The sequence below is a fragment of the Wolbachia endosymbiont (group A) of Scambus nigricans genome (assembly GCF_947251485.1).
Taxonomy (GTDB): Bacteria; Pseudomonadota; Alphaproteobacteria; order Rickettsiales; family Anaplasmataceae; genus Wolbachia; species Wolbachia pipientis.
This window is the reverse complement of sequence record NZ_OX366356.1, coordinates 430,994-456,230: the sequence shown is the minus strand read 5'-3', so window position 1 is coordinate 456,230 and position 25,237 is coordinate 430,994. Positions and strand designations below refer to the sequence as shown.

23 protein-coding genes, 1 tRNA gene and 5 pseudogenes are annotated in these 25,237 nt (G+C 35.2%); 18 read left to right on the top strand and 11 right to left on the bottom strand.

What is annotated here, in order from left to right; all coding sequences use genetic code 11:
- Positions 1–71: 71 nt before the first annotated feature.
- Together OPR46_RS02590 and OPR46_RS02585 are read left to right on the top strand one after the other, a co-directional pair.
- A tRNA-Thr gene (locus OPR46_RS02590) sits at positions 72–144 on the top strand.
- Positions 145–168: 24 nt separating this feature from the next.
- Positions 169–897, top strand: a complete 729-nt coding sequence (locus OPR46_RS02585; protein WP_265043871.1) for a triosephosphate isomerase — start codon at positions 169–171, stop codon at positions 895–897.
- Positions 898–971: 74 nt separating this feature from the next.
- Here the strand turns inward: OPR46_RS02585 and dprA are convergent.
- Positions 972–2,163: pseudogene (gene dprA / locus OPR46_RS02575) on the bottom strand (DNA-processing protein DprA).
- Between the two features lie 61 nt (positions 2,164–2,224).
- Between dprA and OPR46_RS02570 the strand changes: the two are divergent.
- From OPR46_RS02570 to OPR46_RS02545, 6 genes and pseudogenes are all read left to right on the top strand, one after another.
- A complete protein-coding gene (locus OPR46_RS02570; RefSeq protein WP_010082601.1) occupies positions 2,225–2,599 on the top strand; it encodes a ferredoxin family protein in 375 nt (124 codons plus the stop codon).
- A gap of 493 nt (positions 2,600–3,092) precedes the next feature.
- Positions 3,093–4,038, top strand: a pseudogene (locus OPR46_RS02565) (D-alanine--D-alanine ligase).
- Positions 4,019–4,777, top strand: a complete 759-nt coding sequence (locus OPR46_RS02560; protein WP_264339297.1) for a cell division protein FtsQ/DivIB — start codon at positions 4,019–4,021, stop codon at positions 4,775–4,777. Before OPR46_RS02565 ends, OPR46_RS02560 begins: the two are co-directional and overlap by 20 nt.
- 496 nt (positions 4,778–5,273) lie before the next feature.
- The gene (locus OPR46_RS02555; protein WP_265043865.1) at positions 5,274–6,380 is read left to right on the top strand and encodes a D-alanyl-D-alanine carboxypeptidase family protein; all 1,107 of its coding nucleotides are present in this window, start codon (positions 5,274–5,276) and stop codon (positions 6,378–6,380) included.
- Positions 6,381–6,479: 99 nt separating this feature from the next.
- A complete protein-coding gene (locus OPR46_RS02550; protein WP_010082606.1) occupies positions 6,480–6,794 on the top strand; it encodes a DMT family transporter in 315 nt (104 codons plus the stop codon).
- A 12-nt stretch (positions 6,795–6,806) separates the two neighbouring features.
- Positions 6,807–7,154 (top strand): DMT family transporter, encoded by a 348-nt coding sequence (locus OPR46_RS02545; protein WP_265043864.1) that lies wholly within the window; start codon positions 6,807–6,809, stop codon positions 7,152–7,154.
- On the opposite strand, the gene OPR46_RS02540 is transcribed toward OPR46_RS02545, so the two are convergent.
- A complete protein-coding gene (locus OPR46_RS02540) occupies positions 7,107–7,337 on the bottom strand; it encodes a hypothetical protein (RefSeq protein WP_265043863.1) in 231 nt (76 codons plus the stop codon). The two genes, OPR46_RS02545 and OPR46_RS02540, sit on opposite strands and share 48 nt — an antisense overlap.
- A gap of 102 nt (positions 7,338–7,439) precedes the next feature.
- Complete coding sequence (locus OPR46_RS02535) at positions 7,440–7,670, bottom strand: hypothetical protein (RefSeq protein ID WP_265043862.1); 231 nt, start codon at positions 7,668–7,670, stop codon at positions 7,440–7,442.
- On the opposite strand from OPR46_RS02535, the pseudogene OPR46_RS06655 reads away from it, so the two are divergent.
- Positions 7,662–8,503, top strand: a pseudogene (locus OPR46_RS06655) (transposase); the annotation flags it as partial. The gene OPR46_RS02535 and the pseudogene OPR46_RS06655 sit on opposite strands and share 9 nt — an antisense overlap.
- Before the next feature lie 141 nt (positions 8,504–8,644).
- Here the strand turns inward: OPR46_RS06655 and putA are convergent.
- From putA to secB, 3 genes are all read right to left on the bottom strand, one after another.
- The gene (putA, locus tag OPR46_RS02520; RefSeq protein WP_265043861.1) at positions 8,645–11,785 is read right to left on the bottom strand and encodes a bifunctional proline dehydrogenase/L-glutamate gamma-semialdehyde dehydrogenase PutA; all 3,141 of its coding nucleotides are present in this window, start codon (positions 11,783–11,785) and stop codon (positions 8,645–8,647) included.
- A 134-nt stretch (positions 11,786–11,919) separates the two neighbouring features.
- Positions 11,920–14,514 (bottom strand): aconitate hydratase AcnA, encoded by a 2,595-nt coding sequence (gene acnA, locus OPR46_RS02515; RefSeq protein ID WP_265043860.1) that lies wholly within the window; start codon positions 14,512–14,514, stop codon positions 11,920–11,922.
- Between the two features lie 14 nt (positions 14,515–14,528).
- Positions 14,529–15,032, bottom strand: coding sequence for a protein-export chaperone SecB (gene secB / locus OPR46_RS02510; protein WP_006279761.1), 504 nt, complete (start codon positions 15,030–15,032; stop codon positions 14,529–14,531).
- 164 nt (positions 15,033–15,196) lie between these two features.
- Between secB and OPR46_RS02505 the strand changes: the two genes are divergently transcribed.
- From OPR46_RS02505 to OPR46_RS06955, 9 genes and pseudogenes are all read left to right on the top strand, one after another.
- Positions 15,197–15,847, top strand: coding sequence for a Tim44/TimA family putative adaptor protein (locus OPR46_RS02505; RefSeq protein ID WP_265043859.1), 651 nt, complete (start codon positions 15,197–15,199; stop codon positions 15,845–15,847).
- Positions 15,848–15,871: 24 nt separating this feature from the next.
- Positions 15,872–16,567 carry a DNA polymerase III subunit epsilon gene (gene dnaQ / locus OPR46_RS02500; RefSeq protein ID WP_265043858.1) on the top strand — a complete coding sequence of 232 codons (696 nt, stop codon included), beginning with the start codon at positions 15,872–15,874 and terminating at the stop codon, positions 16,565–16,567.
- A 44-nt stretch (positions 16,568–16,611) separates the two neighbouring features.
- Positions 16,612–17,220: an SCO family protein gene (locus OPR46_RS02495; protein WP_265043856.1), complete on the top strand. Its 609-nt coding sequence runs from the start codon at positions 16,612–16,614 to the stop codon at positions 17,218–17,220.
- 30 nt (positions 17,221–17,250) lie between these two features.
- Positions 17,251–17,595 carry a hypothetical protein gene (locus tag OPR46_RS02490; protein ID WP_265043855.1) on the top strand — a complete coding sequence of 115 codons (345 nt, stop codon included), beginning with the start codon at positions 17,251–17,253 and terminating at the stop codon, positions 17,593–17,595.
- Positions 17,596–17,690: 95 nt separating this feature from the next.
- On the top strand, positions 17,691–20,078 hold the full coding sequence (gyrB, locus tag OPR46_RS02485) for a DNA topoisomerase (ATP-hydrolyzing) subunit B (RefSeq protein ID WP_265043854.1): 2,388 nt from the start codon (positions 17,691–17,693) through the stop codon (positions 20,076–20,078).
- A 93-nt stretch (positions 20,079–20,171) separates the two neighbouring features.
- Positions 20,172–20,429 (top strand): hypothetical protein, encoded by a 258-nt coding sequence (locus OPR46_RS02480; RefSeq protein WP_265043853.1) that lies wholly within the window; start codon positions 20,172–20,174, stop codon positions 20,427–20,429.
- A gap of 283 nt (positions 20,430–20,712) precedes the next feature.
- Positions 20,713–20,913 carry a hypothetical protein gene (locus OPR46_RS02475; RefSeq protein ID WP_265043852.1) on the top strand — a complete coding sequence of 67 codons (201 nt, stop codon included), beginning with the start codon at positions 20,713–20,715 and terminating at the stop codon, positions 20,911–20,913.
- A pseudogene (locus OPR46_RS06960) lies at positions 20,870–21,803 on the top strand (IS3 family transposase); the annotation flags it as partial. The gene OPR46_RS02475 and the pseudogene OPR46_RS06960, both read left to right, overlap by 44 nt.
- Positions 21,804–21,906: 103 nt before the next feature.
- A pseudogene (locus OPR46_RS06955) lies at positions 21,907–22,185 on the top strand (IS3 family transposase); the annotation flags it as partial.
- 444 nt (positions 22,186–22,629) lie between these two features.
- Here OPR46_RS06955 and OPR46_RS02455 read toward each other — a convergent pair.
- From OPR46_RS02455 to OPR46_RS02435, 5 genes are all read right to left on the bottom strand, one after another.
- Entirely contained in the window at positions 22,630–23,415 is a 786-nt protein-coding gene (locus tag OPR46_RS02455; RefSeq protein ID WP_265043849.1) for a hypothetical protein, read from the bottom strand.
- Between the two features lie 169 nt (positions 23,416–23,584).
- The gene (locus OPR46_RS02450) at positions 23,585–23,974 is read right to left on the bottom strand and encodes a phage tail protein (RefSeq protein ID WP_265043847.1); all 390 of its coding nucleotides are present in this window, start codon (positions 23,972–23,974) and stop codon (positions 23,585–23,587) included.
- Positions 23,949–24,359 carry a tail completion protein gp17 gene (gp17, locus tag OPR46_RS02445; protein ID WP_265043846.1) on the bottom strand — a complete coding sequence of 137 codons (411 nt, stop codon included), beginning with the start codon at positions 24,357–24,359 and terminating at the stop codon, positions 23,949–23,951. Before gp17 ends, OPR46_RS02450 begins: the two co-directional genes overlap by 26 nt.
- A gap of 135 nt (positions 24,360–24,494) precedes the next feature.
- Positions 24,495–25,043: a head-tail connector protein gene (locus tag OPR46_RS02440; protein WP_265043845.1), complete on the bottom strand. Its 549-nt coding sequence runs from the start codon at positions 25,041–25,043 to the stop codon at positions 24,495–24,497.
- Positions 25,034–25,234, bottom strand: coding sequence for a hypothetical protein (locus OPR46_RS02435; RefSeq protein WP_265043844.1), 201 nt, complete (start codon positions 25,232–25,234; stop codon positions 25,034–25,036). The genes OPR46_RS02440 and OPR46_RS02435 overlap by 10 nt, the downstream gene beginning before the upstream one ends.
- Positions 25,235–25,237 lie beyond the last annotated feature (3 nt).

Below are 25,237 nucleotides of genomic sequence, written 5' to 3'. Positions count from 1 at the left end.
TCATTATACAGTATTTTAAAAATTAGTTGACGAAAATTCATTGATAATTGTATATTATTAATGTGTTTAACGCCGGCTTAGCTCAATTGGTAGAGCAACTGACTTGTAATCAGTAGGTTGTCAGTTCAAGTCCGACAGCCGGCACTCTCGCCCATATAAGTAAAGTTGATGTCCTTTTTAATAGTAGCAAATTGGAAAATGAATGGAATGCGTTCTTCATTTGTTGACTTTATAGGCAAACTTAACAACAAGAGCAACGAAATTACCTCTAAGCTAGTGATTTGCCCTCCTTTTACATCATTGCCAGATAGTATAGAGCTAAGCAATAATATTAGTATAGGAGCACAGAATTGCCATCAGAAAAAGTCCGGTTCTTACACAGGTGAAATTAGCGCAGAAATGTTAAAAGAACTAGGGTGTACTTACGTAATACTTGGGCACTCTGAAAGGGCTAATGAAAAAGATAGTGAAATAAAACTTAAGTCGGAAATAGCAATAGAATCAGGCTTACACCCAATTATCTGTGTAGGTGAAAATTCAGAAGATCATAAGAATGAAAAAACAAAAGAAGTAATAGAATATCAATGTAAAAACCGCTTGCCAACACACGGTGAATATACCGTAGCATATGAGCCAATATGGGCAATAGGCACAGGTCATGTGCCAAATAATGATGCAATTACTGAGGTGATAGAGGTAATAAAATTGTGTACTGGTAAAAAACACATTATATATGGTGGTTCAGTTAGTTCAGAAAATATAGAAAATTTGTTAAATATTTCAAATTTATCAGGAGTTTTAATTGGCAGTGCAAGCTTAGATTTCGATCACTTTTATAAAATTATACAACAAGTTGAAAAAAAGTTTTCTCTTATCAATTCTAAAATCAGCAACTAAGAATCCTATGATAAATGTCATCATTCCAGTGTCAAGCATATATCTGTACGAACATCTAGTATAGCTAAAGTAATCTAGAAAATTAACGATATTTTATTCCCCGGTGAACGCTCTATTTTGTTTTCCAACTCTAGTTCTAAAAGAGCCATTAGAGCTATGTTGGTAGAAAGTCCGCTTGCTAATATAAGTTCATCTATATCAACAGGTACAAAGTTATAGCTCTTTTTACAATAATCCGAACAGACCGTAATATGCTACTGGCCTGCTATAGCCATAAACACATATCTTATCGCATTCGGACTATTATAAGAAAGGCTATAATATGATCAACTATAACAGATTTTGCCTGTTGTAATTTTTCTTGTTTTTGGTTAACAGAGTGGTGCTCAACATCAAATAGGTTTTTTTTCTGCGGAGGTAAACTAAACCTAATACTCTCTATTATGTCATCAGCGGATTCGATAAGCTTAGACCGTTTTTAATTAAATAATTACTACCACTACAGCGTGAATCTAAAGGGAAACCAGAAACTGCAAACACCTCTCTCCCTTGATTTAAAGCAAAATCTGCTGTTATTAGAGAGCCAGAACGTTTCGATGCTTCAATCACTGCAACACCTAGCGATAGGCCAGATATAATTCGATTCCTTTGAGGAAAATACTGAGGCTTTGGTTTAGTAACAAATGGAAGCTCAGTAATTACCAACCCACCATTCCCAGTGATTTTTTTGTATAGATCAAAATTCTCTTTTGGATACACCACATCAATTCCGCTTGCTGTAACAGCAATAGTGGGGTGATTTTTGTATATTACACTGTTTGCTGCAGTATCAATTCCTCTTGCAAGTCCAGAAATGATAACAAAACCAGCTTCACTTAAATCAAGTGCCAACTTATTGGCAAAATTTCTTCCATTCATTGAAGAGTTACGCCCACCGATTATTGCAATTATCTCACGGCCTAATAATGATATATCACCAAGCGCAGTTATTACAGGAGGACAACTAGGGATATTTCTTAAAAGATCAGGGTAATCTGGGTCACATGCGGGTATAATTTTAGCTCCAATTCTTTCTGCATTATTGATTTCTTCTCGTGCATCTTGAATGCCATACACCTTATCATTAGCCACCCTATTGAGATATTTTAGCACCTCATCTAGCGATCCGTGTGTTCTTAGTATACTAAAAAACTTTATTGGTCCTATGGTTCTAGCCAGGCTTAACCATACTTCTAATTCTTTGTTGTTCAATTTATTTATCTTCATAAAAAGCTTGAATTTCTTATCAATTTAGTGTACCCAAGATAATGCAAATATACAGTGTTTTATGACGCATTTTGTTACAGATAAATGCATAAAATGTAAATATACAGACTGCGTGGAAGTATGTCCCGTTGACTGCTTCTATGAAGGCAAAAACATGCTCGTGATTAACCCAGATGAATGTATTGATTGCGGAGTGTGCATACCTGAGTGTCCAGTAGATGCAATTGTAACTGATGATTCCATAAAAGATATTTTAGAACTAGATGAAGAGTTGCTGAGCAGCGAACAAAAAACTTTCAAGTTATTTTACGATATAAATGTAGAATACTCACAAAAGTGGCCAAATATCACAGCTAAAAAGCAACCCCTCTATACTGCAGAAGAGTATAAGGAAAAAAAGGATAAAACAGCTTATTTTGACGAAAATTTAGAGTAATATTAACAAAGAAAAAGATCAGACTCCTTGCATAACCATATGAAAAACTAGCAACTCACTCTTTTTTGTCATTCCAACGCGTGACGCACAATCGTACGAACATTGCAATTTGCAGGTGGCAGATGGTGTCATGCAAGTAGCTCTCCTTTGTCATCCGAGCCCCTATGATGTCATTCCAGTGCTCTGACTACTTGGATCCAGAAAAAAAGATGATGTCATCCGAGTAGCTGACACTGGTTCCTTTATGACGGTGTCATCCCAGTGCTTGACGCTGGGATCCAGGAATTTTATTAAGTATAAAAGTAGCCGTTTTATGTTAAAATACAACGTTTTGATGATTATGAAAAAGCTGGATTTCAGACTGGAATGACACCACCTGCAAATTGCAATGTCTGTACAGTTGTGCATAGGATAGAGCTATAGAATTTTTCAAAGCGTTTTTTCTATTGAAGATAAGAGCATCTTTTATATATGCTATATAGTAAAACATAGAATGCCCATGATTCCAACTATAGCAATTTTAAGTGGTGGGTTTTCTTGTGAGAGAGAAGTATCGCTTATGAGTGGAAAAGCATTAAAAAAGGCGCTTGATAGCCTTTCATATAATGCAATAGAAATAGATGTTGACAGCAACATTGCTGAAAAGCTTAAAAAAATTAATCCCCACCTTGCTTTTATCGCTCTGCATGGACCTTATGGTGAAGATGGCTGCATTCAAGGTTTACTGGAGATTTTAGGTATAAAATATACACACTCAGGAGTTATGGCTTCTGCTGTTGCTATGAATAAAGTGATGTCAAAGCATATATTTCGATCCCTTAGTATCGACACTCCAAAAGGTTATGTAATTAGCCGAGAAGATGTACTAAAAAATAATATTAAAATCGATTATCCGTACGTCTTAAAACCAATTAACGAAGGTTCAAGTATTGGAGTGCACATAATTTTCTCGCACGAGGATTACTTAGAACTGAAAGATAACAGTTCTACTATAATGGAAAAGAGGATTATAGAAGAATACATTCCAGGTGTAGAGTTACATACTGCTGTATTGCTAAATGAAGCAATTGGCACTATAGAAATACGACCAAAAAATAAATTCTATGATTATGAAGCAAAGTATACAGATGGATTTGCAGAACATATATTTCCTGCTGAAATTCCTGACAATATATATAAAATGACCTTGGAACATGCACTGAAAATTCATCAATTTTTAGGATGCAAAACTATTTCCCGCTCAGATTTCCGTTATAATCCCAAAAATAACACTTTAAAAATGCTTGAGATTAATACACATCCTGGCTTTACTGAGTTATCATTAGTGCCAGAAATTGCAAAATTGGCAAAAGGAATCAATTTTAATGAATTAGTTAAAATTATTATTGAAGCAGCACAAAAATATTAGGGATTTAAGTCATGTTGAGCAATGTTACTAGAAGCCAAAGGAGTTTTTTGCGCAAGTGTGCCTTGGTTATTATCACAGCACTTTTTCTTACGCTAATACTCTACAGCTCACTTGATAAAATAATAAATCGATTTAATTACTACTTTACTTGGTATAATGACTGCCTATCCAGTTTATTACTCAGTAGTGGATTTTCAATCGACGAAGTAGTTGTGAGCGGCAATAAATTTACAAACAAAAAGGATATTCTAAGTTTGACAGATAGAACGCAACCTATCCTGTATATATCACTTTCAAAACTTGCCGGTAATATACAATCCGTAAGCAGATGGATAAAATACGTAAGAGTTCACAGAATTTTACCTAATACCCTACACATTAATATAGATGAACATAAACCGTTTGCTCTCTGGAAAGACAATAACAAGACCTCGGTAATTGATTTCGAAGGCAAAGTGATCGTAGATGACTATCCAGTAGATGATCTTGTTGTAATTACAGGACAAAACTCGTTATCAAACCTAGAATTTGTTAAAGATGTGTTAGAGAGTAAAACTCAATTAAGTGACCACATTTCCTCTTTTGCTTATATAGGGAATAGAAGATGGAATATCATATTTGATAACGGTTCCACAGTGAAACTGCCTGAAGATAATCCTTATAGTGCATGGGACTATTTAAACCACTTGCAAAATACAACTGATTTTACTTTCAGCGATTGGAGTATCATTGATATGCGTATTACTGATAAAATTTTTGTGAAGAGGTGATCTGCTGTCATCCAAGTAGCGGGATACTTAACCGTCATACCGCCGCGGCGCTAACAAGTAGCGGACCGTCATACCTTAACATAGATTCCGCTAACAAGCAGCGGGATGACGGTTGTCGTTTAGCTACAAATATTAAGAAATTTACCAAACGAAAAAAAGGCAAAAGAAACCCTAGGGTAGCTAGTTATTCACTATCCATTTTTTAAGTTGGCGTTTTTTTATGTTTTAAATAGCGCATTTTAGCTTATATTAGGTAAAAACCTAGAAGTTTTATAAAGACATAAGGTGCACATAGTGCAAAAAATTAAACATGAGAGGCCAGATACGTGAGTTTTTTTGTCATTTAATCTGTACAGAGAAGATAAATAAATAGCTTCAGTTTCATGATAAGGGGGCTGGCGAGGTTTGTCAAGGAATTTTTATGCAAGAGATCTATTGAAATGCCCCTGTAAAATTATACTATTAATTAGTGCACTATAAATTTAAAATTATAGATATGTTAAGCAGATTGGTAATTTTGCTATTAGTTTTTATACTTCCTTTTTCTTCATACTCATACCAGTTTAGAACCAAAGCAAAGCAAGCAGTAGTCTTAGATTTAGCTTCAGACTCATTCATTTTTGACCATAATTCTGATGAAAAAATGGCCCCATCTTCAATGAGCAAGCTAATGACTTTATATATAGCCTTCGATTATCTAAAAGCTGGAATAATACACATGGAGGATAAATTTCGAGTAAGTAGAAAAGCGTGGGAAAGGAGAGGCTCTTCTATGTTTTTGAAAGAAGGTCAATCCGTTACGGTGAGGGAATTACTTGAAGGAATTACAATAGTCTCAGGCAATGATGCCTGCATAACACTAGCCGAGGGCATTGCAGGATCAGAAGAGAATTTTGTGGCTGAAATGAATGAAGTTGCACAAAATTTGAATCTGAATGACAGTCATTTTGTCAACTCAAGCGGGTGGCCAGATGAAGATCATTTTATGAACGCAAAAGACTTGGTAATGCTGGCAAAAAGGATTTTCAGCGATTTTCCTGAATATTATGATTTATTTTCCGAACAATATTTGACATATAATGAAATTGTACAAAAGAATAAAAATCTTCTACTTTTTCACGATATTGGGGTTGATGGCTTAAAAACCGGTTATACAAATGCTGGTGGTTACGGCATTGTAGCATCTGCAAAACGAAATGATAGGAGAATTTTTGCTGTCGTAAATGGTTTAAACACTGAGAAAGAGCGAATAGAAGAAGCAAAAAGATTGATACAATACTCCTTAAATCATTTTAACACTAAGAAAATATTCGTTAAAGACAGCGTAGTTGAGGAAGTAAATGTTCTCTATGGAAAAGATAGAAAAGTGCCTATTACAGTTGCAAACGATGTTACCATAACTTACAACCGCAAATTGCATGACCAAATTAAGGTGCGTATTGAATATAAAGATATGATACCTGCACCCATTAAAAAAGGTCAAGAAGTGGGCAAAGTTTTTGTAGAAATACCAGGTATTGAGCAACAAACTACACCACTTTATGCAGCAAATGACGTGCAGGAATTGAATTTCGTAGAAAAGTTTTTTAGGATGTTGTTTTAAGTTTGATATTAAAGCAATTCCGAAAGAGAGATCTATTGCACTTTAGTGTAGTTTTAACTAACAATTTCTGTTACAATACAAGATTGAAATGTTACGAAAATGTGCTGGTTGTATTTGTTGCTGTCTAGTATCCTAGAGATACTGTGGGCTGTAACGCTAAAGTTTAGTAACAGTTTTACTAAAGTTGTGCCTTCGATTGCAACATTGGTAATTATGATCATTAGCATTTACTTTTTATCTCTTGCAGCATGCTTTCTACCTATTAGGGTATGCTATGCAGTTTCCTCTGGAATATGCACAATTGGAATAACTATAATTGGTGCAACCACTTTCACAGAGAATATTAATTTATCTCAAGTTTTATGTATCGTTTTAATTGTAATAGGAAGCATAGGGCTAAAGCTCTCTATTTAAACCTAAAAATTTATGTATAATTGGATATATTTACTCTTATCGTCACTAATTGAAGTGTTCTGGGTCATAACACTTAAGCATAGTTATGGATTTACTCATCTCGTACCATCAATAATTAGCATACTCTCCATGGCTCTTAGTACATATTTACTTTCGCTCGCTACACGTTCTATACCTATCGGAGTATGCTATGCAATTTGGACTGGAGTGGGCGCTATAGGAGCTTCGATACTTGGAGTTTACCTATTTGATGAACCAGTTAATTTATTCGAAGTAATATGCTTTATTTTAGTTACATTCGGGATTATAGGATTAAAATTGTTTGATACTGCAAAACAAACTGTTGATAAAATGGAATAAAAGATCCCACTGGGATGAAAGAAGCAGATACTCCATATTGTCATACAAATTGGAATCCAGACTTTTTTCTATAGCCTTTCTTATAATAGTCCGAATGCGATAAGATATGTGTTTATGGCTATAGCAGGCCAGTAGCATATTACGGTCTGTTCGGATTATTGTAAAAAGAGCTATATATAGCATGGTGAAGACGGAAAACCGTAACCGTTCACACAATGGCGTCAACTTAAGGAAAAATGTCAGAGATTGTGTATAAAATTTCTCTCTAAATTTTTTATCATTAAATTATCCAAAGAGTGCAAGGGACAGCACTTTTGTTTCTATTTTATTGCAACAAAAAAGTTTAAAATGTGTCTTTTTTAGGTGAGGCATGCAAAAAGGAAAAGATCTTATCTTACAAATTATAGCCTTTCTTATGATAGTCCGAATGCGATAAGATATGTGTTTATGGCTATAGCAGGCCAGTAGCATATTACGGTCTGTTCGGATTATTGTAAAAAGAGCTATATCACTCAAATGCGTTTATTAAATCAAGAGAAATTATTATTTATCTATGATTGTCTTCAGTAAAATTCATTCAGCAGCATTATGATTTGGAAGTAGATTTTATTTTTTGCTTGCAAAAAAGAAATTATAGTAAGCTATGGGAACGCTGGCGAATTAGAATTAGATTTTGATTTTATATTAGAAAATGAAAAGCTAAAAAATAAAATGAAAGGACAGAAAGTAAGAGTTATAGTGCTGACATTAGCCAACTGAGAAACAGAGTTTTTGACCGAGACTTTGGAGCAAAGCTTATGTGTTAAGGTGGCACATAGAGGAAACGACTCAAAGTAGGAGCAGAGTTAGAGAATTTTTCTGGAGAGCCTGTATTACAAGAATTTTGGGCAAACTTGGTCATGTGCAATATATTATCGCTTCATATATGTGATGCACAAGGGCCTTGGAACCCAGATCAAATTACTGAGTATCGTTTAAATTTTTCAGTTTTATTTAGTGTATAGCCTTTCTTATAATAGTCCGAATGCGATAAGATATGTGTTTATGGCTATAGCAGGCCAGTAGCATATTACGGTCTGTTCGGATTATTGTAAAAAGAGCTATAATGAGACAGAAACTCTATCAGGTACTTATTGCGCCAAAAAACTTTCAAGCCCTTTTTAAGTATAGCCTTTCTTATAATAGTCCGAATGCGATAAGATATGTGTTTATGGCTATAGCAGGCCAGTAGCATATTACGGTCTGTTCGGATTATTGTAAAAAGAGCTATAAAGTTAAAATCCGACCGGGACAGCCGCAATAAAGTAGATAAGCCTAAACGCCATCATGTCTTTAGGAGAGTTTGCTAATGAAAGTTCTTAAGTTGACGTCATTGGCTGAATGGATACGATTTATTTCAGTGCATGAGCTGGTCCTTTTCGGATTTTAGCGCTGTGTACATAACTGCACGAACGTCTAGTTTAGGGGTAAGAAAAATTAGGGCCTGCAAATTAATCCAAACACATAAGTGTAGTGTTACCACCAAATGCTGTAGTGTTAACACTTACAACTTTTTCTGTAGAAAAACGCTGTAAATAATGAGGACCACCAGCTTTTGGCCCAGTGCCAGATAGTCCTCTACCACCAAATGGTTGTATCCCAACTGCTGCACCTATCTGGTTACGGTTGATGTAGACATTTCCAACTGATATTTTTTTACTTATAGTATCAATTTGACTTTGTATACGACTCTGCAAAGAAAACGTGAGTCCATATCCAGTACTATTTATATCACTTATAACTTCATTTAATTGTGACTTGTTAAAACGTATGATATGTAAAATAGGACCAAATACTTCTTGCTTTAATTGCGAAATTTTTTGTATTTCATAAATATATGGAGGAAAGAAATAACCATTATGAGAATTTGTATCCATGGGTACTTTAAATAACAGATTTGAATCTTCGTCCTCTGACATTTTTTGCGTATGTTGAGTTAGCATATCGATAGATGCTTTGTCAATTATTGGACCAATATCAGTACTAAGTTGTATTGGGTCACCAATCTTGAGTTCTTGCGCTGCACCGCATATCATTTTTATCTGCTTCTCTGCTATGTCCTCTTGAATAAACAGCACTCTAAGTGCAGAACAGCGTTGACCACTGCTACGAAACGCAGAAAGCAAAGCATCCATAGCCACTTGCTCTAAAAGAGCAGAGCTATCAACTATCATAGCATTGAGCCCTCCTGTTTCAGCAATAAGTGGCACAATAGGACCATCCCTATTTGCAAGCATTTTATTGATTATTTGAGCAGTTTGTGTTGAGCCAGTAAAAGCTACTCCGGCAATTCTATTGTCTGGAACTAATATTTTGCCTAAATATCCACCATCCCCAGGAATGAGGTGTAACACATTCTTTGGTATCCCAGCTTCATGTAGTATCTTAACAGCTTCGTAGGCAATAATCGGCGTTTGCTCTGCCGGTTTTGCCAGCACTGCATTACCTGCTGCAAGTGCAGCTGAGACCTGCCCAATGAAGATAGCGAGCGGAAAATTCCACGGTGATATGCATAAGAAAACTCCTCTGCCTTCAAAAAAGATGAAGTTATCTTCACCTGTTGGGCCCGGCAATTTTTTCCAGTCGCTCAGTTCATTTTTTGCTATCATTGCATAATAACGCAGAAAGTCGATTGCCTCTCTTACTTCTGCTATTGCATCGGATAAAATTTTTCCTGCTTCCACAATCAGAATGTAAATTAACTCTTTCATCCTTTCCTCAAGCAAATCTGCAGCTTTTTCAAGGCATTTAGCGCGCTCTTCTGCTGAAACATTCTGCCACTTAGCAAAAGCACTATGTGCTATTTCAAGAGCGTTTAAAGCTTGATTGCTTGTTGCACTTGACACTTCTCCAATTACATTTTCCAAATGTGCAGGATTCACTACTTCGATAAATTCAGCATTATCAAATAGTGCTTTTCCATCAATTATTGGTCCAACTTGCCACTTTTTTTCACTAAAACCCTTTATATCATCTGCAAATTGTGAGACTATCACAGAATCACTAATATCCATCCCCAAGGAATTTTTTCTTTCTGGTCCCAAAATATCTTGTGGTAATGGAATGCCTGGATGAGGTTCATAATTAAAATTTATAGCTTTTTCCAGTGGATCTGAAATTAACTCATCGATTTTAACGTTAGGATCACTTATTTGATTAACAAACGAACTATTAGCTCCACCTTCAAGAAGGCGTCTTATAAGATAAGGCAACAAGTCACTATGTTCCCCAACGGGTGCGTAGACACGACAGCTAACATTTGTTGCAAGCTCTGACATTGCATAATCATATAAGTCTTTTGCCATTCCATGTAAGCGTTGAAATTCAAATCCAGGGTGGTTTTTATCAGCAAGTTCCATGATAGAAGCAAAAGTATAGACGTTATGAGTTCCAAAGCATGGGTAAAAGCTGTTTGGTTTACTCAAAAGTTTCTGTGCGCACACGAGGTAAGATACGTCAGTATAGCTTTTTCTTGTAAATACTGAGTAATCATTTAATCCCAATTCTTGCGTACACTTGATTTCTGAATCCCAATATGCACCTTTTACAAGCCTCACCATAATTTTGTGCTTTGATCGAATAGCAACATCCTCTACAAAGTCAAGAACAGATAAAGCACGTTTTTGATATGCTTGTACAGCCAAGCCGAGCCCTTCCCACTCAGAAAGTGATTCATCAAGCCGTAATTGTTCAAACAAGATTAAGGAAATTTCAAGCCTTTCTGTTTCTTCTGCGTCTATGCATAGTGAAATGTTGTATTTTTTTGCCTCGCGGCAGAGATCTAAAACCTTAGTGAATATCTCACCAGCAATTCGGCCAAATTGACTAAATTCATAACGTGGGTGTAAAGCAGAAAGTTTGATTGAAATTCCATGGGATTTAAAACAATCATTTATTTCAGTGGATTCACCTATAGCTTTTATTGAGTGCATGTATGAATTAAAATACTCTTCTGCATCCTCAGTTGTGTGAGCAGCTTCGCCAAGCATATCAAAAGAGTATAAAAACTTACTATTGTCATCTAGTTTTGCGTACCTTAAAGCTTCTTCTATGGTTTCTCCAACAACAAAATGATTACCAAGCATAGACATTGCTTGTTTTACTGCTTTGCGAATGATCGGTTCTCCTAAATTCTTAAGTAACTTAGAAATTGCGTAATAGAACTTCGAATCGCCTTCATTATCTCTCAATATACTGCTGCCTATCATTAAACTCCACGTGGAAGCATTGACGAACAATGAAGAAGAATATCCTAAATATTTACTCCATTCTTGATTGGCAATTTTATCTTTGATTAGCTCGTCTATTGTATAATCATCTGGTATTCTAAGTAGCGATTCAGCAAGGCACATCAATGCTATTCCTTCATCATTGGAAAGCGAGTATTGCTGCATAAAGGAATCTACAATACTTAATTTATTGTGTTTGATTTTTTCAATAACTTGTTTTGCAATATTATAAATTCTATTTTTTGAATCAGCCGAAAGCTCTGCTTTTTCTACAAGATAACGTATATAACTCTTTTCATCAGTACGATAAAATCCTTGTAAACGTTTTCTGAGTTCATTAGGTTCTTGTATAGAGCTTATCATATATAATTATCTCCAAAAAATACTCCGACACCATATGTATGGTGAAATTATATCATAACTTTGCGCAGAGCAAATTGCTATTTACAAAGGGATCAGGGCTGGCTAAAAGAAGTCCATGCAATAACTTCACTAAATCAAAAAGATTGTGCAAGTATGTAGCTCAACACTCCACCACACATCAAGTATTTAGTCTCAGTTGCGGTTTGTACACAGCATTTGAGTTGAATTAATTGCCTTGAATTATCCTTTCTTTTGATGATACATTCTAGATTTCCACCTGGCACTATTTCACCTTTTATGCTTATTACCTTACTACCATCAAATATCTTTCTGGTTATTCCATTTTGAAATACAAGTGGAAGAACACCCATACCAACTAAGTTGGACCTATGTATACGCTCAAAGCTTTCTGCAATGACAACTTTAACCCCCAACAATAAAGTACCCTTTGCTGCCCAATCCCTACTTGAACCTGTGCCATATTCTTTTCCTGCAACAATGATTAGAGGTACATTATTTTCCTTGTAACGCATTGCTGCATCAAAAATTGACATAATTTCTTGAGAAGGAATATATTTTGTATATCCACCTTCGATGCTAACCATTTCATTTTTTATTCTAATGTTAGCAAAAGTGCCACGCATCATTACATTGTGATTACCACGGCGAGACCCATATGAATTGAAATCCTGTGGTTCAATTCCAAGCCCTTTTAAATATAGACCGGCAGGACTACTCGAGGCAATATTTCCCGCAGGGGAAATATGATCAGTAGTTATGCTATCGCCAAACATTGCCAATATTTGTGCACCCTTTATATCGATTTTATTATTTTTAGGTGATAAGTTATCAAAATAAGGCGGATTTTGTATGTAAGTGCTGTTTGCATCCCAATTATAGATTTCACTTTTTTCACACTTTATCTTTCGCCAATGTTCATCACCAGAAAAAACATCCTTATACTTTTGTATGAACATCTCACGTGTTACCACACTTTTAACACAATCTTCGATTTCATTGTTTGTTGGCCATATATCTTTGAGATAGACATCATTTCCATTCTTATCTTTGCATATTGAATCTTTTGTCAGATCAATTTGCACAGTACCAGCAAGTGCATATGCAACAACAAGTGGCGGAGATGCCAAGTAATTAGCTTTGACTAACGGATGAATTCTTCCTTCAAAGTTACGATTGCCAGATAAAACTGCAGCAACGGTTAAGTTTTTGTTTTTAATGCCATCTTCTATATCTTTATTAAATGGACCAGAATTCCCAATGCAAGTTGTGCAACCATATCCAACTAGATTAAAACCCAAAGCATTTAGATCTACCTGCAATCCAGACTTTTCTAAATATTCTGTTACAACTTGTGACCCTGGAGCAAGAGAAGTTTTAACCCAAGGCTTTGATTTTAATCCAAGTTTAATTGCATTACGAGCTACAAGACCTGCAGCAATCATCACACTTGGATTAGAAGTATTAGTGCAGCTTGTTATTGCTGCACTAACTACACTTCCATCTTGGAGTTTATCGCTTTCCTTTGACTCATTAACTAAAAATGATTTAGAAAAAGACTCTGCCACTTGTGAAAGAAAAACCTTATCTTGTGGTCTTTTGGGACCAGCCATTACTGGCTCCACGCTTGATAAATCAAGCTCTAGTGTGTCAAAAAATGCTAACTCGTCACTACTACGCCACAGTCCTTGCTCTTTCGCATAAGCCTCAACTAGCTTAATCAGCTTTTCTGGCCTTCCGGTTAAGCTTAAATAATCTAGCGTTTTTTGATCAATTGGAAAAAATCCACAAGTTGCGCCATACTCCGGGGCCATGTTTGCTATAGTGGCTCTATCTGCCAAAGATAAATAATCTAAACCATCACCATAAAATTCTACAAACTTACCAACAACGCCTTTTGTTCTTATGATATTGGTAACCGTCAGCACTAAATCGGTCGCAGTTACTCCTTCCGACAATCTGCCAATTAATTTAAATCCAACTACTTCTGGAATCACCATACTAATTGGTTGACCAAGCATCACAGACTCAGCTTCTATGCCTCCAACACCCCAACCAAGAACTGATAATCCGTTAACCATTGTAGTATGGCTGTCAGTACCAACTAAAGTATCAGGATATATGACTCCATCATTATTACACATAACTTGCGCTAAATATTCAAGATTCACTTGGTGGCAAATCCCTGTACCAGGCGGCACTACTCTAAAATTTGTGAAGGACGATTCTCCCCACTTTAAAAATTGATATCTCTCCAAATTTCTTTTTACTTCTAGCTCAACATTCTTACTGAATGCAGAAACACTTCCATAACTATCTACTTGAACAGAATGGTCAATCACAAGATCAACCGGTACAGACGGATTTATATTGCTTGGGTTTCCTCCATTTTTCTTAACATAGTCCCGCATTGAAGCTAGATCAACAACAGCAGGAACCCCTGTAAAATCTTGCATCAACACCCTTGCTGGTTTATAGCTAATTTCGTGATTAGTGTGTTTATTAACGCAGTCTGCTAGTACTCTTATGTCATCTAGCTTTACGTTTACTCCATCTTCATTGCGCAATAAACTTTCAAGCAGAACCTTAAGTGAGCAAGGCAATTTAGTCACATCTATCCCTAAAAATTCACTAGCACTACTTAGGCTAAAATAGTTGTATGACTTCCCGTCAATGTTTAAAGTCGTTTTTGCATTTAAAGAATTGTTCATCCTATCACACTATATTAGTTAAAATTGGAATTACTGCCGTTACTTTTTTGTTGTTGACCTTGCTGCTCATACATAGTTTCGAAATCTATCGGATCTAGCATCAGTGGGGGAAATCCACCACTACTTGTAACTCTTGCAATTATTTCTCTTGCAAAAGGAAAAAGAAAAGTAGGTCCGCCAATAAACAAAGCTTGTCTTACCTCTTCCTCACTCAACTCTTTTAAATTTTCTATTGAAAAAATACCACAATATTTCGTTTCACAAATGAAAGCTACGCCATCTTTTATGCCTTCATCTTTTACCGTTGCTTTGACTTCTATATGCAAAGTAATTTCATGGAAAGATTTTTCTTCATTCACTTCTTCTTTGTTTTTCGTCCCTTCTAATTTTGCTGAATTGATATTAACCATTACATTAATATCTGGAGCTTTACTAGAAGAAAGGAATGGCGAATTCGGATTCTCAAATGATAGATCTTTAACATATTGACCGTGAATTCTCATTTTTTGTTGTGGCATTTCTTACGTCTCCTTTAATTAAGTTGAGATATTTAACACTTTCTTATATAATATATTCATTTACAAACGAATAGCAAACCTGATTATAAGTTGATATGCAAAACATATTTTCATTAATAATTAATAATGTTCGGATACTTTATATGCCAAGGAGTTGAGTTACTATGATAGAGCTTGTAATATATGCTTTATTAGCGGCGTTCATTTTTTCACGTTTGTATAATTCTTTAGGAAGGTCAGCCAACCTCAACCTAAAAAAGCTAACTAGTGTATTGGATGTAAGCCGAAGTAGAGAAGAAGTAGTAGAAAACATTGAGGGTTACATTGATAGCAATGATGAAAATTCAATAAAAGTTACTTATGAACAAATATTAAAAAAAAACAAAGATTTTTCTATTTCCCACTTTATAGAAGGTTCAAGCATAGCTTTTGAATTAATAATAAAATATTTCAATCAAGGAAATCTGTCCCAGTTAAAATCTCTCTTGGATAAAGATTTATACAACAACTTTGTAGAGAAGATTAAACATCGTAAAGAGATACACGACTCTATAATTGTTTCTATCGTTTCACAAAAGATTTTAGAAATAAAGCTAGTAAAAAACGCAGTGTTTATTGTAGTATATTTCCTTTCAGAGCAAATTAACTTCGTTAAGAACAATGAAGGAGATATAATATCAGGTAGTACATCCACTATTAATAAAGTTGAGGATGTATGGCAATTCAAAAAAAATGTTAATTCATCAGACCCAAGCTGGTTGCTTGTTTCTATTCACTATAAAAAGACAAGTAACGATAAGACAAATGACAAGTAAGATTAGTTTTATTTAGAGTTAACCATGGAAAGCAAGCTACGCGAACTAGTACTTGACACTGAAACGACAGGTCTTGACACTGAATCTGGTCATCGAATTATTGAAATAGGGTGTGTGGAATTAATTAATCGTATTCCAACAGGTAAAGTATTCCATCGGTACCTTAACCCAGAAAGAGATATACCTTATCACTCGTTTAAGATTCACGGTATTAGTGAAGAATTTTTAGAAGGTAAACCATTATTTTCAGATGTTGCACTTGAATTTCTTGACTTTATATCTAATGATATTTTGGTAATTCACAACGCTGAATTCGATGTTAAGTTCCTTAACATGGAGTTAAGCAAGCTGAATGCTGGGTTAATTTCCTCAGACAGAGTGCTAGATACATTACCTCTTGCGAGGAAAAAATTCGCAGGATCACCTGCTTCTTTGAATGCATTATGTAAGCGTTTTGATATATCGCTAGAGAATAGAGAATTGCACGGAGCACTAGTTGATGCTCAATTGCTTGCAAAGGTATATGTTGAACTTACAGGAGGGTTACAAACCTTTCTGTTTGATAATGAATGCAATCAGGACAGTAACTCCACATTCGTTCAGCATAAAGTACGTAATCTAACTCCCAGAGAACATTTACCAAATAGTGAAGAAATTGATGAACATAAGAAACTGTTAGACAAAATTAACAATACACTTTGGAATAAATATATTGAATAGGTTAACCAATAAAGATACAATTCAATTTTACTGAGAGCATTCTAATGGTAAGGTTTATAAGATTATTATCTAATGTGCTAGCAGCATTAGCAGTTGTTTTTTTAGGTTATTGTTATTTCACTAAAAAAGGCATATTTGCCCCAGCAGCGATTCACAACGCAGAAGTTAAGATAGGCGGAGATTTTTCTTTAATTAATCAGGACGGACAGATCTTGCGCAGTAGTGATTTTAAAGATAAATACATGATGATTTTCTTTGGGTTTTCCTCATGCAAAAGAATTTGCCCTATGAACCTTGGAATAATTTCAGAAACACTTGCAAAGTTAGATGAGAAAACTAACAACAAGCTACAAACATTATTCATCACAGTCGATCCTGAGCGCGATAGCACGGAAAGACTTAAAGAATTTCAGCAGCAATTTGACCACAGAATACAAATGTTAACTGGTGAAAGAGAAAAAATAGACGAAGTAATTGCAAAGTATAAAGTATATGCTAGCAAAGTTGGTGGAGAAGAAGAAATCAACCATTCTTCAATAATGTACCTTATTGGCCCTGGAGGAAAATATGTTACACACTTTGCAGCTGATTTAAATTCAGACGAAAGTCAATCTGATAAGATTTTGGCTGAGATAAGAAAATACGTAAACTGAATTATAGATTTTTCTGTTAATTAGTCGAGCATGCAACTGCATGAGCATTATGATTTGAGAGCAATCTCCATGGGAAGACACACACAACTGTACGAACGTTGTAGTTTGGGAGCAATTCCCACCAGTGGGGTGTCATCCCACTCCCCAGACACTGGGATCCAGCTTCTATGCAACTTAATTAAAAACGTTTGTTTTAGCGTAAGACAACTACCTTTAGCTCATCAGCTCAGTTATAAGCAAAATTTCTGGATTCCAGTGGGCTTTGTTGCATCGCTACTTATGAAAGGCTATACCTTCAAAAATGAATGTTCGTACAGTTATGGAAGACACATTGGAATGACACTATTTGCTGTCTTCAAAAATAAACATTCGTAAAATTGTGCTTTTAACATGGGTTATCAGTTTAAAAATGTTGCTAACTAGTATATCTGAATGTAACATCAATTAACGTGTATAAATAAAGCAATCTAATGGAAAATAGTTATAATGCCGATGCAATAAAAATCTTAAGGGGTCTTGATGCTGTAAGGAAACGTCCAGGTATGTACATTGGTGACACTGACGATGGATCTGGCTTGCATCACATGGTATATGAGGTTGTTGACAACGCAATAGATGAATCTTTAGCTGGATATTGTGATAAAATTGAAGTTAGCATAAATAAAGATGGTTCAGTATCAGTAACCGACAATGGTCGTGGCATTCCAACTGACATTCATGAAGAAGAAGGAATATCAGCAGCAGAGGTAATAATGACTCAACTCCATGCTGGTGGTAAATTTGACAGCAATACCTATAAAGTTTCTGGGGGATTACATGGTGTTGGAATCTCAGTTGTGAATGCATTATCAAGCTGGTTGGAATTAATTATTTGGCGCAATAAGAAAGAACACTTTATGCGTTTTGAAGATGGTGAGTCTATTGAACCTTTAAAGGTAGTCAACGAAAATACAAACAAAAGAGGAACTAAAGTCACGTTCATGCCATCAACAGAGACTTTTAATGGCATTAATTTCAGTTACTCAACGCTTGAAAGTCGTATAAGAGAATTAGCATTTTTAAATTCAAATATCGACATTACTTTACGTGATCTGCGCAATGAACCATATACAGAATCTCATTTCAATCAGAGCAATCAATCTAAAGACAATTTTGGTACAGCAAATTTTGTGCAGTATTTAGATAAGAATAAGACACATGTAACTAAAATTGCCAGTATGAAAGGAGATGCAGAAGATCTTGGCATCAGCTTGGAAATATCGATGGAATGGAATGATTCCTACTATGAGAATATGTTGTGTTTCACTAATAATATACGGCAACGAGATGGTGGTACGCATTTGGCAGGATTTAGATCTGCACTAACTAGATGTATCAATACCTATGCAACTAATGAAGGGTTTTTAAAGAAAGCAAAAGTAAATTTAACTGGAGAGGACGTTAGAGAAGGTTTAACTTGTGTTTTATCTCTTAAGATGCCTGATCCTAAGTTTTCTTCACAAACAAAAGATAAACTAGTTAGTTCTGAAACACGTGCAGTTGTAGAAAGTATAGTTTCTGATAAATTAAGCACAATCCTTGAAACTGATCCCAAATTGGCAGCAAGCATAGTAGAAAGAGCAATTAGGTCAGCAAAAGGAAGAGAAGCTGCAAGAAAAGCACGAGAGTTAGTTAAAAGCAAAAACAATATTGATATTGCAACTCTGCCAGGAAAGCTTGCTGATTGCCAGGAAAAAGCCCCTGAGTTATCGGAATTATTTATAGTAGAGGGTAATTCAGCAGGTGGTACTGCAAAGCAGGGGCGTAATCGTAAAACACAAGCAGTGCTTGCCTTAAGAGGAAAAATTCTAAACGTAGAACGTGTAAGTTTAGATCGTATTTTTTCATCTGCAGAAATAGGCTCTTTAATCACTGCAATTGGTGCTGGAATAGGGAGTGAACACTTCGATATTGAAAAAGCTAGATATCATAAAATTATCATCATGACAGATGCAGATGTTGATGGTTCACATATAAGAACTTTGATTCTAACTTTCTTTTTTAGACATATGCGTGAAGTTATTGAAAAAGGTTACTTATACATAGCACAGCCACCCCTCTATAAAGTTACAAAGAATGCCAAAGACACTTATATTAAAGATGACGAAACTTTTGAAGAGTATATAATAAACTCAGCAGTTAAAAGATTAACACTAAGTGGTACAGCTACAGAATTTAACAACTTGCGCCTTATTTTGAATAAATGCGTTAGCACTTCTAATATTAGCAAAAATTATGATAGAGAAATACCACAAAATCTCTTAGAGTCATTGCTAATTTTAAGTAAAAAGAATGCTCTATCATCGGCTGATGAGATATTAAAGTATTTGAAGTTAATGTACAGCGAATACACTTGGGAAGTGGAAATAAAAGATGAAGAAAAAGAAATTCATATCTCTAAATTGTTTCAAGGATTGGCAGACAAATATATATTTGCACTTAGTATGCTTGAAGGCAAAGATATGCAAAACATATTAAGTTTGCTTGATGGTATAAGTAATTTATTTAATGGTGATTCATTTTTAAAGTCACAAGAAACTGAAATAAGAATCACTTCTCCAAGTACGCTTGCAAAAATAATAATGGACTATGGTAAAAAAGGTTTAACTCTGCAGAGATTTAAAGGTCTTGGTGAAATGAATGCTGATCAGCTATGGGATACTACGTTAAATCCTGAGGCTAGAACTTTATTAAAGGTTGAAATAAAAGATTGTGAAGAAGCTGATTCCATATTTTCAATATTAATGGGTGATATAGTTGAACCACGCCGTGATTTTATTAATAGCAATGCACTTAATGTGCATGATGTTGATATTTGAACTTTTAGCAAAATGTACGAACGTTACGGGTTTAAGCAAAGACTGTGTCATTCAAGTAGCTGACACTGGTTCCTTTATAACGGTGTCATTCCAGTGCTTGACACTGGAATCCAGGTTACTCACAAGCAAACTAGCATAGAAAGTGGTTACAACGTTTTCGATGAGATTGCAGAAAGGCTGGATTCCAGTGTCAAGCACTGGAATGAAAGCAGTCCTACGTCATGCCGCGATTCATTCGCGGTATCTCTAGATCCCGCTAACAAGCAGCGGGATGACGGTTGTCAGGGTGTCATCCCACTACCTTCTCCTGTCATCCCAGTGCCTCCCTCCCCTGTCATCCAAGTAGCTTGACACTTATATAGCCTTTCTTATAATAGTCCGAATGCGATAAGATATGTGTTTATGGCTATAGCAGGCCAGTAGCATATTACGGTCTGTTCGGATTATTGTAAAAAGAGCTATATCTTTATGATGTGAGGCATTAGAGCTAAATACCTAACAGGGAGGGTGAAGCTGATGCAACGCTAATGCCATTAAGGCCGAATCCCAGATTTTGCTTCCCTCCCATAGAGTTATAGCTCTTCTCATAATAATCCCAATAAGGTAAGAATGGATTTATGGTAGAGGGGTTTGTATGCCAGCAGCGTATAGTTACGACTTAAGGAAAAAAGCAATGGAGGCATTGGATGAAGGAGAAAGTAGAGCAACTGTTGCCAAGTGCCCTTACCCAGAAAAAGTGGAGAGAAAGAAAGGAGTTTTTTCGGGTAAAATAAAATTTTGGAGGATTAGAAATGGTAAGAGAATATACGGCAGAATTCAAATTGGAAGCTGTTAAGCTGGCAAATGAACAAAGAAAGGTAGGTCAACCAGTTGCAAAAGTAGCAAGAGATCTAGGAATAAGGGATAGTGTATTAGGAAAATGGATGAAGAAATATAACGAAAAAAAGTCAGCGGCAAATGCATTTCCAGGTAGAGGTAACATGGCTCCTTATGACAAAGAGAGGTTTGATTTACAAAGCAAGAGTAACAAGGGAAAGAGACATTTAAAAAAAAGCCCTGGCCAGTCAAAAAGAGTAAAATATTTTTTTATATAGTATAGCTCTTTTTACAATAATCCGAACAGACCGTAATATGCTACTGGCCTGCTATAGCCATAAACACATATCTTATCGCATTCGGACTATTATAAGAAAGGCTATAAATGCTATAAAGTACAGGAATTATGTAGGATTTTCTGCTAGTGGCTACTATAAGTGGACCACAAGAAAAATAAGCAGTAGAGAATCAGCAAATAAAGAGCTACTCGAAGCTATTCAAAAAATATATCAAGTTTCTAAATGTAGATATGGAGCTCCTAAAATTCATGCTGAATTGAAGGCTTTGGGTAAAAGTTGCAATTTGAAAACGGTGCAAAGTATTATGCAGAAAAATGACATCAGGGCTATACTGAGAAGAAAGTTTAAAATTAAAAAACAACAAACAGATAATAGAGCTGTAGCTCCCAATATATTAGACCAAAACTTTATTGTTGATCAACCAAATAAAGTATGGGATTACTTACATCAAAACCAAGGAGGGATGGCTATATTTGGCAGCAATAATTCTCACGTATGGTAGTTAATGAGTAGTGCAATAAATAAACAATTGGTTATGAACTCTTTATTAATGGCCATTAATAGGCGTAAACCTGTTAAAAATCTACTGCTGCACAGTGACCAAGGTTCATAATATTAGCCTTTCTTATAATAGTCCGAATGCGATAAGATATGTGTTTATGGCTATAGCAGGCCAGTAGCATATTACGGTCTGTTCGGATTATTGTAAAAAGAGCTATATACTGCGCAAGGGTATCAATATCTCTTAGCTGTAAAGAATATAGATGAGTAATAAAGGCTGTTGTTACGACAATTCTGTTGCAGAAAGCTTCTTTAGCTAATTGAAAAGAGAAATACTTATTGATACTTCACAACACTCTGCTCAACACACTAGAACTGCAATATTTGAATACATAGAAATTTTTTATAACAAACAACGTCACTATTATAGCCTTTCTTATAATAGTCCGAATGCGATAAGATATGTGTTTATGGCTATAGCAGGCCAGTAGCATATTACGGTCTGTTCGGATTATTGTAAAAAGAGCTATAACTATTGCATTCCAGAACAATTTGATGCATCATTCTTTTTGTAAAAAACATTCCACACTTTCTCTCCACTTTTTCTGGGTAAGGTCAGTTGGATTTTCACCAATTGTATTCTAAACGCTTACTTGGCGCACCCATAACAAAAATGCCTGAAAAACGTTAATAATTATATACTATTATTAATAATTATTCAACCATATTTTAAGCTTACAATTTTGAGCTTAACTGACGCTTATGGATAGGGGCAACTCTATCACCCTGTGTTATGTTTATTTTCTAACGGACGCTGATTTTTGTATCGTAATTTCTTGCTATAAATTGGTTATATAAGAGCTGGCTTCTAAAATTTTATAACCCTAATTTGAATTAACAGACAGTAGAATCGAAAGATTATTACAAGGAGAAATCTACACAGATCGACCCTTTTGTGAATCTGCGTTTCTGCTTTCTTCAACTTGTTTTGCAAAAGATGTTTCCGGTTTCTGAAGTGGCTTAGCAATTTCACACACAACGGCAATAACTGCTGTTAAAAACGTTTTTAACAATGCACCTAAAGCTCCACCAACTGCTTCCCTGCCATATATATGAGCTTGCTTTTCGTTACCGTCAGCAGTTTCCCCTGCCCTCCTTCTTGGATCCATCCTATGAGCAATCACCGAAAACAACACTCCCCTGATTGAAGACTTCACTTTTTCCTTTGCTTCGTGGACATCCCCATCTTTTGCTGTTTCATGTCCATGACTTAAGTGTTTAGCGTTCATTAGCTCCTTTTGTTGCTGGGCAAACATGCTACTTAATACTTCTTCTATCACTTGCTTTCTTCTCTTCTCTCTAACTCTTTTCATAGATTCTGATTTATCGCGAGTGTGTTTGGTAGTTTCAAATTCTGCATCAATATCTTCAGACTCAGCCTGACTATATAAAGTCTCTATGAGCCTGTCTATGCTTCGCTTTATTTGCATAGTCCTTTCGTAACTATCCGAATTATCAATTCCTTCGTCGATCTGATTTAGAATATCCTCAAAAACTTTCAAATAGTCTTGAATATACTGTATTATGTATTGCTTATCTTCCTCTTTGTGTTGTTCTTCTTGATTTTGCTGATTTTCATTTTCTAAACTTTTCTCTCTTTTATCATCGTTATTTTCTTCAATATTATCACCGTCTTCCTCGAAAAGGTCTTTGTCGTTCATGATTTTTTTTAATTTAGTTAAAATTCTCACCAGTTATAGCTCTTTTTACAATAATCCGAACAGACCGTAATGTGCTACTGGCCTGCTATAGCCATAAACACATATCTTATCGCATTCGGACTATTATAAGAAAGGCTATACTATTGTATATAAAAAGATTAAATTAACATTAATGAAAAGCGTTTACAACTTCAGCACTGGCTAAAACGACAGTAAAGCTGTCAAAAGCAGCGGGGTCATAATACCTCTCATACAGTTCAACTGAACACCTAAGCCTTATCTTTTCTTTAGCATTAAAACTAATTTCATAATCATTATTAGAGTTCAGCATAGCAGAATTACGTAATAATTCATCAGCTAATACAGAGTCTAAAATTCCATTAATTTTTATCGTAATATGTCTGCTTCCAGCAGAGTCCAATACTTTTCTCCAGCCAAAAGAAGAAATATCTCTCACCTCTTCTCTGTTATTACGCAAAGTAAACCTTAGGTTTCTTATATTATTTAACACAATAAAATTATTGTCATGATCTTTAATTTTTAGCTGTAATTTGCTCATTATCACCTCCTTTTATTAAAATATCAAAATTAATTGTTGAATGTAAAATTTCATCGTGCTGATCCATAGCACAATTACTTTCCAAAATAGTTTCATTATCAGAATATTTAATACTCTTAAGTATCAAGTTAATATGCCTTATAATGGCAAACATACTGTCTATATGATAAGTATATATGTCGCATGAAAATCTTGCCTTTGTAGCAAAATTGGACAGCATATGCAGGTTGCTATAATTCACTGCGCGCAATCTCAAGTAAGGAATGGTGACCTGTTTAGGTAAGTAGTCATAAATGTTAGTAACATATTTCCTTAAATCAGAATTTGCTTTTAGTGCTGCATAAACGCTATTGTACAACTCGTTTATAGCTTGAATTTTTTCCATGATTAACCCTCGAAAGATATATAGAAACTCGTCATCCCACTGCTTGTTAGCGGGATCTATGTTAAGAGATACCGCGAATGAATCGCGGTATGACGTTGGCAAGTCTTATTTACTTTAGCTATATTTCATCCTTATCTACAAAACAACCTTTGGTTCGCGAAATGGAGAATATACCTTCTTCACTTCAGATAAATGGCTACTTACCTCCGATTCACGATTTTTGTAAAGAGCAGAAACATACCGCATAATACCTAGTTTTATCTGCTCAGGAACATTGTCATAACCAGCTTCGTATACAACATCAACTCTTATTGCATTCAAACAATTGAAAAACTCAACGTAGCCCCCTACATCACTAAAATAATACTTAAGTGTTCTCTTCTCTTGATTTTTAGACATCATTGCAGTAGCCAATACTATCTTACTCACAGGGCCATAGCTTAAATAGATCCTACGAGGTACATAATCTTCATATGAAACTTGCCATGTTTGCTTTACTAGTGACTTTTCCATATGCCACTCAGCATAATCAGTAGCCATAAAAATTAGATCTGAAATCAACTTATCATCCTGGTCGTTCTCAATGCGTAAAAAAGATTTAACCTCTTCTAAAGTAACCGGAAAAGATTTAAGCTTAGATTTACGTTGCACAGATATTCTTGGTGAAGTAGATCTTATTGACATAATATAGCCTTTCTTATAATAGTCCGAATGCGATAAGATATGTGTTTATGGCTATAGCAGGCCAGTAGCATATTACGGTCTGTTCGGATTATTGTAAAAAGAGCTATAAAGTGTATAACGAAATAGAAGGAGAACTGTACAACGTAATTGTAAAAGAGTTTTCTGATCTTATTGATAAAATAAAAGAACACCCT

Excerpts from the sequence above, each read along its gene's own strand:
- OPR46_RS02540 (WP_265043863.1), bottom strand. The coding sequence starts at position 7,337 with ATGCTATATATAGCTCTTTTTACAATAATCCGAACAGACCGTAATATG.
- OPR46_RS02570 (WP_010082601.1), top strand. The coding sequence starts at position 2,225 with ATGACGCATTTTGTTACAGATAAATGCATAAAATGTAAATATACAGAC.
- OPR46_RS02475 (WP_265043852.1), top strand. The coding sequence starts at position 20,713 with ATGCCAGCAGCGTATAGTTACGACTTAAGGAAAAAAGCAATGGAGGCA.
- gyrB (WP_265043854.1), top strand. The coding sequence starts at position 17,691 with ATGGAAAATAGTTATAATGCCGATGCAATAAAAATCTTAAGGGGTCTT.
- OPR46_RS02560 (WP_264339297.1), top strand. The coding sequence starts at position 4,019 with ATGTTGAGCAATGTTACTAGAAGCCAAAGGAGTTTTTTGCGCAAGTGT.
- OPR46_RS02450 (WP_265043847.1), bottom strand. The coding sequence starts at position 23,974 with ATGAGCAAATTACAGCTAAAAATTAAAGATCATGACAATAATTTTATT.
- acnA (WP_265043860.1), bottom strand. The coding sequence starts at position 14,514 with ATGAACAATTCTTTAAATGCAAAAACGACTTTAAACATTGACGGGAAG.
- putA (WP_265043861.1), bottom strand. The coding sequence starts at position 11,785 with ATGATAAGCTCTATACAAGAACCTAATGAACTCAGAAAACGTTTACAA.
- OPR46_RS02585 (WP_265043871.1), top strand. The coding sequence starts at position 169 with ATGTCCTTTTTAATAGTAGCAAATTGGAAAATGAATGGAATGCGTTCT.
- OPR46_RS02545 (WP_265043864.1), top strand. The coding sequence starts at position 6,807 with ATGTATAATTGGATATATTTACTCTTATCGTCACTAATTGAAGTGTTC.
- OPR46_RS02455 (WP_265043849.1), bottom strand. The coding sequence starts at position 23,415 with ATGAACGACAAAGACCTTTTCGAGGAAGACGGTGATAATATTGAAGAA.
- gp17 (WP_265043846.1), bottom strand. The coding sequence starts at position 24,359 with ATGGAAAAAATTCAAGCTATAAACGAGTTGTACAATAGCGTTTATGCA.
- secB (WP_006279761.1), bottom strand. The coding sequence starts at position 15,032 with ATGCCACAACAAAAAATGAGAATTCACGGTCAATATGTTAAAGATCTA.
- OPR46_RS02505 (WP_265043859.1), top strand. The coding sequence starts at position 15,197 with ATGATAGAGCTTGTAATATATGCTTTATTAGCGGCGTTCATTTTTTCA.
- OPR46_RS02550 (WP_010082606.1), top strand. The coding sequence starts at position 6,480 with ATGTGCTGGTTGTATTTGTTGCTGTCTAGTATCCTAGAGATACTGTGG.
- OPR46_RS02490 (WP_265043855.1), top strand. The coding sequence starts at position 17,251 with ATGCAACTGCATGAGCATTATGATTTGAGAGCAATCTCCATGGGAAGA.
- OPR46_RS02555 (WP_265043865.1), top strand. The coding sequence starts at position 5,274 with ATGTTAAGCAGATTGGTAATTTTGCTATTAGTTTTTATACTTCCTTTT.
- dnaQ (WP_265043858.1), top strand. The coding sequence starts at position 15,872 with ATGGAAAGCAAGCTACGCGAACTAGTACTTGACACTGAAACGACAGGT.
- OPR46_RS02440 (WP_265043845.1), bottom strand. The coding sequence starts at position 25,043 with ATGTCAATAAGATCTACTTCACCAAGAATATCTGTGCAACGTAAATCT.
- OPR46_RS02495 (WP_265043856.1), top strand. The coding sequence starts at position 16,612 with ATGGTAAGGTTTATAAGATTATTATCTAATGTGCTAGCAGCATTAGCA.